Source organism: Streptomyces sp. ATCC 21386, from assembly GCF_018728545.1.
In the GTDB taxonomy this organism is placed as follows: Bacteria; Actinomycetota; Actinomycetes; order Streptomycetales; family Streptomycetaceae; genus Streptomyces.
The window spans coordinates 8,170,278-8,184,783 of sequence record NZ_JAAVVL010000001.1; the positions used below are offsets into that span (position 1 = coordinate 8,170,278).

Below are 14,506 nucleotides of genomic sequence, written 5' to 3' on the forward strand. Positions count from 1 at the left end.
GAGGAGGCACGGTGGAAGGGCTCGCGACACGTGCGGTACGGCGCCTGCGGGCCGGCCTCAGTGGTTGGGGCGGCGTGGGCGCGATGGCGGTCCTCTGCGCCCTGACCCTGGTCTTCGCCCTGGTGCTGCCGGTGAAGAGCACCCGCGGCGACGGCGGAACGGGCGCCGGGGGCCAGGGCACGGCCCGGGGCACACAGGTGCGGGCCGACGACTGCAAGACCATGAAGGACCCGCAGAACAAGAGCCTGCGGCCCTCCTCCGACGCGTCCGACAAGGCGATCGAGCGCATCGAGAAGAACGACCACATCACGGTCGGCGTCGACCAGAACAGCTACCGCTGGGGCTACCGCGACCCGAACAGCACGAACGACGACGCCCAACTGGAGGGCTTCGACATCGACATCGCGCACCGCATCGCCGAGGAGATACTCGGCGACCGGGAGAAGGTGCGCTTCAAGGCGATTCCCACCAGCCGACGGATCCCCGCGCTCCAGGAGGGGGAGGTCGACATGGTGGTCCGCACGATGACGATCAGCTGCGACCGCATGCAGGATGTCGCCTTCTCCCAGCCGTACTTCAAGACCGGGCAGCAGATCCTGGCCCCCAAGTCCTCGACGATCAAGGGCTACGGCGAGACGCTGGCGGACAAGAAGGTCTGCACGGCGGACACTTCCACCGCCTGGTCCACCCTGGAGGCGGGGAAGAAGTCGGGCAAGCTGCCCGACTCCACCGACATCTCCCTGACCGTTCCCAACCAACTCGACTGCCTGGTGAGGCTCCAGCTCGGCCAGGTCGACGCCGTGGTCACCGACGGCGCCCTCGCCGCGAGCCAGGCGGCGCAGGACCCGACCGTGAAGCTGGTGGGCGAGCCGTTCACCACCGAGTACTACGGCGTGGCGATGAACCAGGAGGACAGGGATCTGGTACGCCGGGTCAATCAGGTGCTGGTGGACTACCTCAAGGACGGCTGGCAGGACTCCTACGACAAGTGGTTGTCCGAGACCCTCGGGCCGGACTTGGCGCGGTCCAAGCCACCCGCCCCCCAGCAGTACCGAGACTGACGTACCAGGACCGACGTACGAGGACCGCATTCAACTGACGGACACCGACAGCAGCGAGAGGTGATCGATGGGCGTCGCGGGATCCACCGGGCCGGTGATGGACCGGGACGAGGTGGACCGTGCGCTCGCGCGGCTCGGCGCGGAGCACGAGGCCATCGAGACCTCGCTGCTCGCCCTCCAGGACCACGCGGGCCGCAGGCTGCTCGAAGGCGCCGAGCTGACCGGCGTCACCAAGGAGCGCTGGACCGCCGCGGACGCGTCGATCACGCTGCTGTGGGCGTACTTCGACGCGTACACGGACGCGTTGCACAGCGCCCGGCAGATCCGTTCGCGGCGCCGCTGGTCCAGCCGTGAGGACCTGGTGGAGCTGACCGAACTGCTGCGCGGCGAGGCGGTCACGGTCGCCGGCTCCGCGACGGCGATGGCGAACGCGCCGACGCTGCAGGGCACGACCCGGCTCAGCGAACAGTTCTCGCTGGTCACACTCGTGGACCGCATGAACGACCTGTACGCGTCCTCGCTGGACATGGTCGTGGCCGCCGACGCGGTGTGGTCCGCGCTGCCCGCCAGGATCGATCTACTGGCCGCCGAGCTCCAGCGCACCCGTCAGCTCGCGCACTCCGTGGGCGTACGCCCCGGCGAGCATCCGGCCGGCGACGACCTGGAGCGGATCACCCGCACCCTGACCCGGCTCCGTGAGCAGGTCGTCTCGGACCCGCTGGCCTTCTGGGTGCCCGCGCCGGGCAGTTCGGCGCCCGGTGGCGGCCGCCCGGACACCTCGACGTACGACCGCGAGGCACGCGCCCTGGAGGACGTGCGGCGGGAGATCGACGCCGTGCTGACGGTCCGGCAGGACGCGGAGGCCCGGCTGGTGAAGCTGCGGGACGTCCTCAGCCGCGCGGACCGCACGCTCGCCGAGGCGCGCAGCGCGCGCGGTGAGGTGCTGGCGAAGATCGCCGCGACGGAGGTGCCCGTGGTGAGCGGCCCGCCGACGGTGCTGCAGGAGCAGTTGGCGATGGCGGCGGAGTACCGCAGACACGCGCAGTGGCACCGGCTCTCCCCGCTCCTGGAGTCGTTGGAGCAGAAGGCGGACGACGAACTGCTGCGGGCCCGCGAGTCGTTGACGGCGGTCACCGCGCCGCTGGCGGTCCGCGCGGAGCTGCGCGGCCGCCTCGACGCGTACAAGGCGAAGGTCGCGCGGCACGGCTTCGCGGAGGACTCGCTGCTGGTGGAGCGGTACGACGCGGCGCGCCGCATGCTGTGGAGCGCCCCGTGCGACCTGCGGGTCGCCGAGATGGCGGTGCTCCGCTACCAGCAGGCGGCGGCCGAGCTGCTGGGCCAGTCGGTGCCGGTCCAACGCGCGCCGCAGGACCGGAGGGAGGAGCAGTCGTGAGTCAGACGCAGGAGAGCCCGGCGGGTGAGGAGACACCGCGGCAGTCGTGCCAGCGGCCCGGTTGCTCGGGTGCGTACGAGGACGTGGGCGGCGGCGAGCTGTACTGCGACGAGTGCGGTCTCGCGCCGGTCGTCTCGGCGAGCGGCATGGTCAACTCCCCGCCCACCGGCATCACCGGGGGTGGGCGGGGCTCGCGCGGCTCCGGTTCCGGCAGCTCGCGCTCCGCGCGCACCTCCGGGCGCTCCTCTCAGTCCCGGCGCTCGGTCTCCGGGCGGCTCTCCCGCGCCCTGTCGGGGCGGTCGACGGGCCGTTCGGTGTCGGTGCGCAGCTCCGGCAAGACCTCCGGCACCTCGGGGCGGGCACGGCTCGGCGTGGGTCTCGTCCAGGTCCCGGACGTGCCGCGTCCCGACCCGCGTTCGATGGTGCTGGAGACCGCCGAGGTGCCCGAGCGGAAGCGGTTCTGCTCGCGCTCCGACTGCGGGGCCCCGGTCGGCCGGGCGCGCGGTGACCGGCCCGGCCGCACGGAGGGCTTCTGCACCAAGTGCGGCCACCCGTACTCCTTCGTGCCGAAACTGCACTCGGGCGACATCGTGCGCGGCCAGTACGAGGTGGTGGGCTGTCTCGCGCACGGCGGTCTGGGCTGGATCTATCTGGCCATAGACCGGGCGGTGTCGGACCGCTGGGTCGTGCTGAAGGGCCTGCTGGACACCGGCGACCAGGACGCGATGGCCGCCGCGATCTCCGAGCGTCGCTTCCTCGCCGAGATCGAGCACTCCAACATCGTCCGGATCTACAACTTCGTCGAGCACCTCGACCAGCGCACCGGTTCGCTGGACGGGTACATCGTCATGGAGTACGTGGGCGGCAAGTCGCTGAAGGAGATCGCCAACGACCGCCGCACGGCGGACGGGCGCCGCGATCCGCTGCCGGTGGAGCAGGCGTGCGCGTACGGCATCGAGGCCCTGGAGGCGCTCGGTCACCTGCACAGCCGGAACCTGCTGTACTGCGACTTCAAGGTCGACAACGCGATCCAGACCGAGGACCAGCTCAAGCTGATCGACATGGGCGCGGTGCGCCGGATGGACGACGACGAGTCGGCCATCTACGGCACGGTCGGCTACCAGGCTCCCGAGGTCGCCGACGTGGGCCCGTCGGTCGCCTCCGACCTGTACACGGTCGCCCGCACGCTGGCGGTGCTCACCTTCGACTTCCAGGGCTACACGAACGTGTTCGTGGACTCCCTGCCCGACCCCGACAACATCGAGGTCTTCCGTCAGTACGAGTCGTTCTACCGGCTGCTGGTACGTGCCACCGACCCCGACCCGGCCCGCCGGTTCGCCTCCGCGCAGGAGATGTCGGAGCAGCTGACAGGTGTGCTGCGGGAGGTCGTCTCCCTCCAGACGGGCCGCGCCCGGCCCGCCCTGTCGACGATCTTCGGGCCCGAGGTGAAGGTCACGGACACGGAGCTGTTCGCGAAGCTGGACGGGGACGTGTCCCGGCTGGGGGTGCGGCGCGACAAGGTGACCGGGAAGAACGGCGGTTCGCCCTCCGGTTCCCTCGCCGGGAACGGCGGTTCGCCTTCCGTCTTGCTGGCCGGGAACGGCAGTTCGCCTTCCGGTACGCCCATCCTGCTGACCGGCGGCGCGGCCGTCCCCGCCCGGCTCACCCGGCAGCTCGACACCGCCGCCGCGGCCCTCGCGCTGCCGGTGCCGCGCGTGGACCCGGGGGACCCGAACGCCGGGTTCCTGGCGGGGCTGATGACCTCCGCGCCGACCGAGCTGATCACGGCACTGCACGCGGCCCCCAGCGGCTCGCTGGAGCTGCGGCTGCGAGAGCTGCGGGCCCGGCTGGAGATGGCCGAGTTCACCATCGCCCTGGCCACCCTGGACGCCCTGGAGCGGGACCACCCCGACGACTGGCGGGTGGTCTGGTACCGGGGCGTGGCCGCGCTCGCCACCGGCGACCACGAGAACGCCGCGCTGTCCTTCGACGCGATCTACGACGCCTTCCCGGGCGAGCCGGCCCCCAAGCTGGCCCTCGGCCTGTGCGCCGAGGTGCTGGGGCAGCTGGACAACGCCGCCGAGTACTACCGCCTGGTGTGGACGACCGACCCCAGCTTCGTGAGCGCCGCGTTCGGGCTCGCCCGGGTGCGGCTGACCGCCGGGGACCGGCAGAACGCCGTGCGGACCCTGGAGTCCGTACCGGAGGCCTCGATCCACTACACCGCCGCCCGGGTCGCCGCCGTACGGGCGCGCCTCAGACACCGCGCCGAGGCGACGCTCGGAGCGGGGGCCTTGGCGGGCGGAACCGGGTCGGCGGGGACGGTGACTCCGGGGACCGCGACCGCCGGGACCACACCTCCCGGGACCACACCTCCCGGGGCCGACCCGTCCGCAACCGTCCCGTCTGCGTCCGGAGCGTCCGGAGCCGTCCCGACCGGGGCCGGACTGTCCGGAACCATCCCCTCCGCGGCCGCGCCGACCGGAGCCTCCCCCGAGACGCCCCTCCTGGACGACCTGACCGCGGCCGCCGGGCAGATCGAGGCGCTCGCCGGATACGGTCTGGACGCGGTGCGCCGCGAGCAGTTGTCCACAGAGGTCCTCGGCTGCGCCCTGGACTGGGTACTCTCCGGAGGCCAGGGCGCCGCGCCCCCGGCCGGCGAGCGGGTGCTGCTGGGCAGCACGCTGGACGAGCGCGGCCTCCGCTTCGGACTGGAGCGGGCGTACCGCACACTGGCCCGGCTCGCCCAAGGCGGCGAGGAGAGGATCGACCTGGTGGAACGTGCCAACCGTTACCGCCCCCGGACGTGGGTGTAGTTGATGTCGCAGATGCCCCAGCCGACCGCGCTGACGAAGTGCCCGATCTGCGAGTGGCCCCTCGCATCGGACGACCGCTTCTGCGGTGCGTGCGGCCATGACCTCTCGGCGGCCCCCGCACGGCCGCAGGACCAGCCGACCCTCACCATGAACGGGACGCCGGGCGCCGCGCCCGACGAGGCGGCGCCCGTGGACTGGCCCGTCGCCTCCGAACCCAGCACCGACACACCCCCGCCGGTGGTCCGCCCCTCCGACATCCAGGGCACCGACTCCGGCGGCGGCGAACTGTCCGGACCGGGACGGGGCGTACGGTTCGACCGGCCCCGCGAGCCCGACGAGTACCCGCTGGCCGCGCCCCGGCCGCCGGACCCGCGCACCACCGACCTCGACACCCCGCCGGCCGGCATGAAGGTGTGCGTGGCCTGCCGCGCGGGCCACGTCGACCGGGACGGCTACTGCGAGAACTGCGGACACGCCCAGCCCCGCGAACGCGATCACATGGAACTGGAGTTGGGCGCGGTCGCCGCCGTCAGCGACCGGGGCCTGCGCCACCACCGCAACGAGGACGCGTTCGCCATCTCCTCGACCGCCCTGCCCGACGGCTCCCCCGCGGTCGTCGCGATCGTCTGCGACGGCGTGTCCTCCGCGACCCGCCCCGACGACGCCTCGCTCGCCGCGGCCCGCGCAGCCAACGAGACGGTCCTGGAGTCGCTGCCGCGCGGCACCCACCCGCAGCAGGCCATGCACGACGCGATCGTCGCCGCCGCGAGCGCCGTCAACGCGCTCGCCGAGGAGCCGGAGACGGCCCAGGAGCACGCCCCGCACCAGAACGCGCCGGCCTGCACCATCGTCGGCTCGATCGTCACCCCGAACCTGCTCGTCGTCGGCTGGGTCGGCGACAGCCGCGCCTACTGGGTGCCGGTGGACCGCAGCGCGCCCCCGGCCCGGCTCACCGAGGACGACTCGTGGGCGGCACAGATGGTGTCCGCGGGGCTGATGAGCGAGGCCGAGGCGTACGCCGACGAGCGCGCGCACGCGATCACCGGCTGGCTCGGCGCGGACGCCTACGAACTGGAGCCGCACACCGCTTCCTTCAAACCGGACCGGCCGGGTGTAGTCGTGGTGTGCACCGACGGCCTGTGGAACTACGCGGAGGCCGCCGAAGAAATGGCCGAGGCCGTGCCGCTGGACGCGGCCGAGCGTCCGTTGCGCTGTGCGCAGGTTCTGGTGGGCCGCGCACTCGACGGAGGTGGCCACGACAACGTAACAGTGGCGATCCTGCCGTTCCCGGCCCCTCCTCAGGGGGCAGGATCGGCCTGAGGGTGCTCGCGGGCCGGATGTTCGCGGGCGCCCCGGCGGCCGGACGGGAACGGCCGACGGACCGGAGGGGACCGGTCCGGGTACGGGCACGCACGATCATCACCCCACGTCCTGTGGGGCCGCTAGGGGGATCAGAGTAGGCATGGCCAATTTCTCGAAGTCGAACGTGCCGCAGTTCTCGGTCGAGGTGTACCAGAACGAGTACCTGCCCGAGGGCGGCCGCGAGGTGAACGCCATCGTGACGGTCAGCGCGACCGGCGGCGGCACCATCGGCAGCGCGGTCGCCGCGCCGCACCTGTACTCGCCCGGACAGGGGCCCTCCGCCGCCGTGGCGCTCATGGTCGACTGCTCGGGGTCGATGGACTACCCGCCGACCAAGATGCGCAACGCCCGGGACGCCACGGCCGCCGCGATCGACACGCTGCGCGACGGCGTCCACTTCGCGGTGATCGACGGCACCCACGTGGCCCGGGAGGTCTACCCCGGCGGCGGCAGGCTCGCGATCGCCGACTCCGCCACCCGGGACCAGGCCAAGCAGGCCCTGCGCAGGCTCAGCGCGGGCGGCGGCACCGCCATCGGCACCTGGCTGAAGCTCGCCGACCGGCTGCTCGCCTCGGCGGACGTCGCCATCCGTCACGGCATCCTGCTCACCGACGGCCGCAACGAGCACGAGTCGGCCGAGGATCTGAAGGCCGCGTTGGACGCCTGTGCCGGACGGTTCACGTGTGACGCGCGTGGAGTGGGCACCGACTGGGAAGTGAAAGAGGTCACGGGCATCGCCTCCGCGCTGCTCGGCACCGCCGACATCGTGGCCGACCCGGCCGCCCTGGCCGCGGACTTCACACAGATGATGGAGGCGGCCATGGGCAAGGAGGTCGCCGATGTCGCCCTCCGGGTCTGGACCCCGGTCGGCACGAAGATCAAGTTCGTGAAGCAAGTGGCGCCCACGGTCGAGGAGTTGACCGACCGTCGCACCGAGGCGGGACCGCGCGCCGGGGACTACCCGACCGGCTCGTGGGGGGACGAGTCCCGCGACTACCACGTGTGCGTCGAGGTCCCGGCCGCCGACCTGGGCCAGGAGATGCTGGCCGCCCGGGTCTCCCTCGTCATTCCCCAGCCCGACGGAAGCGCGCAGAACCTCGGCGCCCAGGGTCTGGTGAAGGCCGTGTGGACCGACGACATGGTCGCGTCCACGTCGATCAACCCCCAGGTCGCGCACTACACGGGCCAGGCCGAACTGGCACAAGTCATCCAGCAGGGTCTGGATGCCCGTAAATCCGGTGATTTCGACGGAGCAACGGCCAAGCTGGGACGGGCCGTTCAGCTCGCCAGCGCCTCGGGGAACGCGGATACTGCGAAACTGCTTGCGAAGGTGGTGGACGTGGTCGACGCGGCGACAGGTACTGTGCGACTGAAGGCGAAGGTCACAGAGGCCGACGAGATGACTCTCGAGACACGGTCCACAAAGACTGTTCGTGTAAAGAAGTAGCTGCAAGCAAACTGGAAACACCCGGAAACACCGCTGCACTGAGCCTGGCTCCCCCACCGGGGATCCGGACGGAAGCGGCCACACCGGCCCGTCGCGGCCACAGGAACCGGCCGTGAGGCCGGAAAGGAGAGGGGGAAGCGCCGACATGCCGACCTGCCCGAACGGACACCAGTCGGGTTCCGACGACTGGTGCGAGGTCTGCGGTCACCGTATGGCCGGTGCCGTGCCCCCGCCGCCTCCACCGCCGCCTCCGGGCGCCGGTTACGGTTACCCGCCGCCCGGCTCCCCTCCCCCGCCTCCCGGCGCGGGCGGCCCGGGGGGTCCCGGAGGCCCGGGACCTGGAGGTCCAGGGGGCCCAGGGGGTCCCGGTGGACGCCCGCACCTCGCCGCCGAGCCGGAACTCTGCCCGCAGTGCCGCACGCCCCGCGAGGGCGGCGCGCCCTTCTGCGAGGAGTGCCGGTGGAACTTCCTGACCAACACGGCGACGACGTACACGCCTGCCGCGCCGAGGCCCCCGGCTCCCGGGCCGGGTCCCGGTCCGGGTGGACCCGGCGGCCCCGGCGGCCCCGGTCCGTCGGGTGCCGGTCCCGGCGGTCCCGGCGCCGGCGGGAACCCGGCGCTCCGCTTCCAGCAGCCGCCTCCGCCGTCCTACGGCGGCGGTGACGGGTACGACTACCAGAGTTCCCGCCCCTCCCAGGTGAACCGTCCCGCCGAGCCGATCCCGCCGGGACCGCCGTTCGGCGGCGAGCCGTCGGGCCCGGGTGGGCCCGGCGGGCACGCCGGTCAGGGTCCCGGTGGCTCCGGACGCCCGGGGGGTCCCGGTGGCCCGTCGGGGCCGGGAGGCCCCTCCGGGTTCGGCGGCGGGCCTTCGGGCCAGCCGGGCCCCGGCCAGGGCGGTCCGTCCGCGTTCGGCGGAGACCCCTCACGCCCCGGGGCCTCGGCCTTCGGTGGTGACCCCTCGCGACCCGGCCCCTCGGGCTTCGGCGGCGACCCCTCACGCCCCGGGCCCTCGGGCTTCGGCGGTGAACCCTCACGTCCCGGGCCCTCCGGCTTCGGCGGCGACCCCTCGCGACCGGTTCCGCCGCCGCCCGGCCCTACGCCGGGTGGTCCGGGCGGCCCCGGCGGACCTGGCGCTTCCGGTTTCCCCGGCGGCCCGGGTGGTCAGGGTCCCGGCGGCGGTCAGGGCCCCGGTGGCGGTCCCGGCGGTGGCGCGCCGCAGGCGTTCCAGCAGGCAGGAGCCACCGCTCCGCCCGCCTTCCCGCAGGAGACCCGGCGCCCGCAGCCCGGCGGCCCCGGTTCCGGTGGCGGCCCCTCGTTCGGCGGTGACGACGACTGGGTGATCTCCCCGCCATCGACCGGCCCGGGCGGATCCGGCGGCCCCGGCGGTGCGGGTGGACCCGGCGGTCCCGGCGGCGCGGGTGCCCGTCCGGGTGGCTACGGCTATCCGCAGCCCGGTGCCACCCAGGCCCCGCCCGGCCCCGCGTACCCGCAGGCGCCGACGACCTGGAGCGCGACCATCGGCCCCGACCGCGACTACTTCATGGCGATGATGCAGCGCTCGGGCCCGGAGGCCGCGGGCCTGAACCTGCCCGCGTACTCCCCGGAGCAGCGGCGCGCCCTCACCGGCAACCAGATCACCATCGGACGGCGCCGCCACTCCACCGGCGACACCCCCGACATCGATCTCTCGGTGCCACCGGAGGACCCGGGCGTCTCCCACCAGCACGCGGTACTGGTGCAGCAGCCCGACGGCAGCTGGGCTGTCGTCGACCAGAACTCCACGAACGGCACCACGGTCAACGGTTCCGAGGACCCCATCCAGCCCTTCGTCCCGATCCCCCTCCAGGACGGGGACCGGGTCCACGTGGGCGCGTGGACGACGATCACGATCCGCCGGGGCTGACCCGCCCCGACGGCAGTGCGACACGGCTCAGGGCCGACCGGACACCTCGGTCGGCCCTGAGGCCGTTGCGCGGCACGGCAACGGGCACCGGCCGTCGCCGCCACCCCGGGGCCCCGGTCAGGGCAGTGGCCAGGCGTACGGGCCCTCCGGGTCGTCCAGCCAGGCCCAGGCACGGTCGCCGCGCACCGTGATGCCGTACCGCTCGCGGGACGGCATCCCCTCGCGCTGCCACAGGGCGAGTGCCTCGTGCGGGTCGAGACTGGCCGCCGTGAGGGCCAGCAGGAACCGGAAAAGTTCGTGATCCCTGGCCCGGTGCGGCAGGCCGCCCAGATGCGGATGGGCCGCTTCCGGCCCATTGCTTCCGCGCAGGGGCACGAAGTACGCGGAGGTGTGCAGGAAACGCCCCTCCGCGGTCTCGGCGTCCTCGACCCGAAGCCGCACCAGCCCCGTGGCCAGCGGCGTCAGGATGCGTGCGCCGGGGGTGCACTGGGCGAGCCAGGCGCGCGGGATCGAGTGCAGCGTGCAGGTCGCGATGATCCGGTCGTACGGCGCCCGCTCGGGCACCCCGCGCGCCCCGTCCCCGGTGACGACGGTCGGGTGGTACCCGGCGGCGTCCAGGTGCCTGCGCGCCGCCTCGGTGATGTCGGCGTCCAGATCGACGGTGGTCACCCGGTCGTCCCCGAGCCGGTGCGCGAGCAGGGCGGCGTTGTAACCGGTGCCGGCGCCGATCTCCAGCACCCGGTCGCCGTCCTCCACCTCCAGCTCGGCCAGCATCTTCGCCATCAGCGAGGGCTGACTGCTGGAGGAGATCAGCTCCCCGTCCCGCACGCGCGTGGCGAGCGGCGTGTCCGCGTACGCGCCCCGCACCCAGCGCTCCCGCCGCCTGGGGTCGCGTTCCTCGCCCCACAGCCGCTCGAAGCCGCCCAGGACGCCCACGTAGTAGTACGGGACGAAGAGATGCCTGGGGACGCTCTCGAACGCCTTCCGCCACTGGGGGTCGGCGTCCCACGCCCCGCTCGCCTCGATCTCCCGCACCAGCGCCGACCGGGCCTCGGCGGCGAGGCGTTCCACGTCGTGGTCCACAGTGTGCGTGCCCATACCTCCACTGTGCGGCCGGACGCCCCCGGAGGCGAGCACCCCGGCGCTTCGGTCCGGAATCAGCCGGTCCGCGCCTTTCGGAAGAGTCCTAAGCCTCAAGACCTCCGTCGCCGCGTCTGAGACCATGGGGAGCGTGAATGAGATTCGGCGCGGCACGCTTCAGGAGCAGACCTTTTACGAGCAGGTCGGTGGCGAGGAGACCTTCCGGCGCCTCGTGCGCCGTTTCTACGAGGGTGTCGCCGAGGACCCGATCCTGCGGCCCATGTACCCCGAGGAGGACCTTGGCCCCGCCGAGGACCGCCTCACCCTGTTCCTGATCCAGTACTGGGGCGGTCCCACCACCTACAGCGAGAACCGGGGCCACCCCCGGCTCCGCATGCGTCACGCCCCCTTCACCGTCGACCGCGCCGCCCACGACGCCTGGCTGAAGCACATGCGCGACGCCGTCGACGACCTCGACCTCTCCGAGGAACACGAGCGCACCCTGTGGAACTACCTCACCTACGCGGCCGCCTCGATGGTGAACGCCCCGGGCTGAGCGGTTCAGCGGACGCTGACGCCCAGGGTTCCCAGTCCCGCCCTGCGTACGGCGATCGACCCGTACGGTGTGCGCAGGCGGAGCCACGCGCCCGACGAGAACAGTCCCGGTGTCGCCGTCCCGGACGTGCCCCCCGCGCGCGGGGGGCGGAGGAAGCCGAGTGACTGTGCCGCGTGCACGGCCCGCACCGGCAGCGGCGTGTCCCCGACCGTCCGGGACCAGATCTCCCGCCCGATGGCGTCCAGCTCGGCCCGTGTACGGCGCTCGGGCGGCAACTCCTCGGTGCGGGAGCGGAATTCACGTACCGCCGCGGAGACCATCGCCGCCAGCGCGTCCGGTGCGGGCAGGCCCGCCTCCGGCCGCCAGCCGCCGCGCGGGGGCAGCACCCCGGCCCACGGCGGTCCGGTCACCGCTGCCGGGACGACCGCCGTGGCGCCCGGCTCGTCGATGGACTCCAGGAGTTCACCGGCCGACACGGTCACGTCGAGAGTGACGTCGAGTCCGCTCTCGTAGGGCTTGGCGAGGCGCACGGCCCGGATCGCCAGGACCTCGAAGGACGGTGGCCGGCCGAAGACGGCCAGGGCGGTGCCGGCCGCCTGGAGGCGCACCGCGGCTCCACGGTCGTAGTGGAGCAGCCGGGAGAGGAAGGCCGCGAGATCCGCCGCCTCCCCCTCGTCGGCGAGGTGGAGCACCGTCATGCGGCGACGGCCTCCTCCTCGTCGTCCCTGTACCCCTCCAGGAACTCGCGTTCCTCGGAGGTGATCCGGCGGGGCCGTTGCGTCGCGAAGTCGAACGGCACGATCACCGTGGAGGCCCGGACGTAGACCTGGTCCGGGTCCTTGACCTCGTAGGTGATCGTGAACGACGCCGCTCTTATCTCCGTGACCCACAGCTCGACGTCCACGGGCTGGTGCCGGTGGACCAACTGCCGCTTGTAGTCGATCTCATGGCGTGCCACCACGGACCCCTGCTTGAAGTCCTTCTCCGGGCGGAACAGGAAGTCGATACGGGCTTCCTCCAGGTAGCGGAGGAAGACCACGTTGTTGACGTGGCCGTACGCGTCCATGTCCGCCCAGCGCAGTGGGCAGCGGTAGATGTGCCGCAAGATCGATCAGCCCCGGGTCAGCTTCTTGTAGGTGGCGCGGTGCGGACGCGCGGCGTCGGCTCCGAGCCGCTCGATCTTGTTCTTCTCGTACGACTCGAAGTTGCCCTCGAACCAGAACCACTTGGACTCGCCCTCGTAGGCGAGGATGTGCGTGGCCACCCGGTCCAGGAACCAGCGGTCGTGGGAGACGACCACGGCGCAGCCCGGGAACTCCAGGAGCGCGTTCTCCAGCGACGACAGGGTCTCGACGTCGAGGTCGTTGGTCGGCTCGTCGAGGAGCAGCAGGTTGCCGCCCAGCTTGAGGGTGAGCGCCAGGTTGAGGCGGTTGCGCTCACCGCCGGAGAGCACCCCGGCCGGCTTCTGCTGGTCCGGGCCCTTGAAGCCGAACGCGGAGACATAGGCGCGGGAGGGCATCTCGACCTGGCCGACGTTGATGTAGTCCAGCTCGTCGGAGACGACGGCCCACAGCGTCTTCTTGGGGTCGATGTTCTCGCGGCTCTGGTCGACGTAGGAGATCTTGACGGTGTCGCCGACCTTGATCGAACCGGAGTCGGGCTGCTCCAGCCCCTGGATCATCTTGAAGAGGGTCGTCTTGCCGGCGCCGTTCGGGCCGATGATGCCCACGATGCCGTTGCGCGGCAGCGTGAAGGAGAGGTCGTCGATGAGGACCTTCTCGCCGAAGGCCTTGCTGAGGTTGTTGACCTCGACGACCACGTTGCCCAGACGGGGGCCCGGCGGGATCTGGATCTCCTCGAAGTCCAGCTTCCGCATCTTGTCGGCCTCGGCCGCCATCTCCTCGTAGCGGGCCAGACGCGCCTTGGACTTGGCCTGGCGGCCCTTGGCGTTGGAGCGGACCCACTCCAGCTCTTCCTTGAGCCGCTTGGCGCGCTTGGCGTCCTTCTGGCCCTCGACCTTGAGACGGGTCTGCTTGGTCTCCAGGTACGTGGAGTAGTTGCCCTCGTAGCCGATCGCGCGGCCGCGGTCGAGCTCCAGGATCCAGCCCGCGACGTTGTCGAGGAAGTACCGGTCGTGGGTGACGGCGACGACGGTGCCGGGGTACTTCGCGAGGTGCTGCTCGAGCCACTGCACGGACTCGGCGTCCAGGTGGTTGGTGGGCTCGTCGAGCAGCAGCAGGTCGGGGGCCTCCAGCAGAAGCTTGCACAGGGCGACGCGGCGGCGCTCACCACCGGACAGGTTGGTGACGGGCCAGTCGCCGGGCGGGCAGCCCAGGGCGTCCATGGCCTGCTCCAGCTGGGTGTCCAGGTCCCAGGCGTTCGCGTGGTCCAGGTCCTCCTGGAGCTTGCCCATCTCGTCGAGGAGCGCGTCCGAGTAGTCGGTCGCCATGAGCTCCGCGACCTCGTTGAAGCGCTTGAGCTTGCCCATGATCTCGGCGGCGCCGTCCTGCACGTTCTGCAGGACCGTCTTGGACTCGTCCAGCGGGGGCTCCTGGAGGAGCATGCCGACGGTGTAGCCGGGCGACAGGAACGCGTCACCGTTGGACGGCTGCTCCAGGCCCGCCATGATCTTGAGGACGGTGGACTTACCGGCACCGTTCGGGCCGACCACACCGATCTTCGCGCCGGGCAGGAAGCTCAGCGTGACGTCGTCAAGGATGACCTTGTCGCCGTGCGCCTTGCGTGTCTTGCGCATCGTGTAGATGTACTCAGCCAAGAGAAACCGTCCGGCAACTTGAGATCTGGCAGTGGGCAGTACCACCCATCTTGCCGCACTGCCAGCCCTCGACGGAAACCGGATGGTGAGCCCCCCTCACGAACGACGCGGC

At 72.2% G+C, this 14,506-nt stretch carries 11 protein-coding genes; 7 read left to right on the top strand and 4 right to left on the bottom strand.

Annotated elements, in window-relative coordinates; genetic code table 11:
- The first annotated feature begins 11 nt into the window (after positions 1-11).
- From GWK25_RS35005 to GWK25_RS35030, 6 genes are all read left to right on the top strand, one after another.
- Positions 12-1,061, top strand: coding sequence for a glutamate ABC transporter substrate-binding protein (locus tag GWK25_RS35005; RefSeq protein WP_215455521.1), 1,050 nt, complete (start codon positions 12-14; stop codon positions 1,059-1,061).
- Positions 1,062-1,128: 67 nt separating this feature from the next.
- Positions 1,129-2,454: a hypothetical protein gene (locus GWK25_RS35010; protein ID WP_215455522.1), complete on the top strand. Its 1,326-nt coding sequence runs from the start codon at positions 1,129-1,131 to the stop codon at positions 2,452-2,454.
- The gene (locus GWK25_RS35015) at positions 2,451-5,270 is read left to right on the top strand and encodes a serine/threonine-protein kinase (protein WP_215455523.1); all 2,820 of its coding nucleotides are present in this window, start codon (positions 2,451-2,453) and stop codon (positions 5,268-5,270) included. Before GWK25_RS35010 ends, GWK25_RS35015 begins: the two co-directional genes overlap by 4 nt.
- Entirely contained in the window at positions 5,271-6,590 is a 1,320-nt protein-coding gene (locus GWK25_RS35020; RefSeq protein ID WP_215455524.1) for a PP2C family serine/threonine-protein phosphatase, read from the top strand.
- Between the two features lie 142 nt (positions 6,591-6,732).
- Complete coding sequence (locus GWK25_RS35025) at positions 6,733-8,079, top strand: VWA domain-containing protein (protein ID WP_215455525.1); 1,347 nt, start codon at positions 6,733-6,735, stop codon at positions 8,077-8,079.
- 145 nt (positions 8,080-8,224) lie between these two features.
- Positions 8,225-9,982 carry an FHA domain-containing protein gene (locus GWK25_RS35030; RefSeq protein ID WP_215455526.1) on the top strand — a complete coding sequence of 586 codons (1,758 nt, stop codon included), beginning with the start codon at positions 8,225-8,227 and terminating at the stop codon, positions 9,980-9,982.
- Between the two features lie 117 nt (positions 9,983-10,099).
- Here GWK25_RS35030 and GWK25_RS35035 read toward each other — a convergent pair whose 3' ends face one another.
- Positions 10,100-11,080 carry a methyltransferase domain-containing protein gene (locus GWK25_RS35035; RefSeq protein ID WP_215455527.1) on the bottom strand — a complete coding sequence of 327 codons (981 nt, stop codon included), beginning with the start codon at positions 11,078-11,080 and terminating at the stop codon, positions 10,100-10,102.
- 124 nt (positions 11,081-11,204) lie between these two features.
- Here GWK25_RS35035 and GWK25_RS35040 point away from each other — a divergent pair, with 124 nt between their 5' ends.
- A complete protein-coding gene (locus tag GWK25_RS35040; RefSeq protein WP_184893993.1) occupies positions 11,205-11,618 on the top strand; it encodes a globin in 414 nt (137 codons plus the stop codon).
- 5 nt (positions 11,619-11,623) lie between these two features.
- On the opposite strand, the gene GWK25_RS35045 is transcribed toward GWK25_RS35040, so the two are convergent.
- Genes GWK25_RS35045 through ettA form a run of 3 tightly spaced genes read right to left on the bottom strand, consistent with a single transcriptional unit; the run spans position 11,624 to position 14,394 of the window.
- Positions 11,624-12,316, bottom strand: coding sequence for a hypothetical protein (locus tag GWK25_RS35045; RefSeq protein ID WP_215455528.1), 693 nt, complete (start codon positions 12,314-12,316; stop codon positions 11,624-11,626).
- Complete coding sequence (locus tag GWK25_RS35050; protein ID WP_215455529.1) at positions 12,313-12,723, bottom strand: thioesterase family protein; 411 nt, start codon at positions 12,721-12,723, stop codon at positions 12,313-12,315. Before GWK25_RS35050 ends, GWK25_RS35045 begins: the two co-directional genes overlap by 4 nt.
- Before the next feature lie 6 nt (positions 12,724-12,729).
- On the bottom strand, positions 12,730-14,394 hold the full coding sequence (gene ettA, locus GWK25_RS35055; protein WP_215455530.1) for an energy-dependent translational throttle protein EttA: 1,665 nt from the start codon (positions 14,392-14,394) through the stop codon (positions 12,730-12,732).
- Positions 14,395-14,506 lie beyond the last annotated feature (112 nt).

Bases quoted from the DNA above. Each gene is read 5' to 3' on its own strand.
- GWK25_RS35045 (WP_215455528.1), bottom strand. From the start codon at position 12,316: ATGACGGTGCTCCACCTCGCCGACGAGGGGGAGGCGGCGGATCTCGCG.
- GWK25_RS35035 (WP_215455527.1), bottom strand. From the start codon at position 11,080: ATGGGCACGCACACTGTGGACCACGACGTGGAACGCCTCGCCGCCGAG.
- GWK25_RS35010 (WP_215455522.1), top strand. From the start codon at position 1,129: ATGGGCGTCGCGGGATCCACCGGGCCGGTGATGGACCGGGACGAGGTG.
- GWK25_RS35040 (WP_184893993.1), top strand. From the start codon at position 11,205: ATGGGGAGCGTGAATGAGATTCGGCGCGGCACGCTTCAGGAGCAGACC.
- GWK25_RS35025 (WP_215455525.1), top strand. From the start codon at position 6,733: ATGGCCAATTTCTCGAAGTCGAACGTGCCGCAGTTCTCGGTCGAGGTG.
- GWK25_RS35030 (WP_215455526.1), top strand. From the start codon at position 8,225: ATGCCGACCTGCCCGAACGGACACCAGTCGGGTTCCGACGACTGGTGC.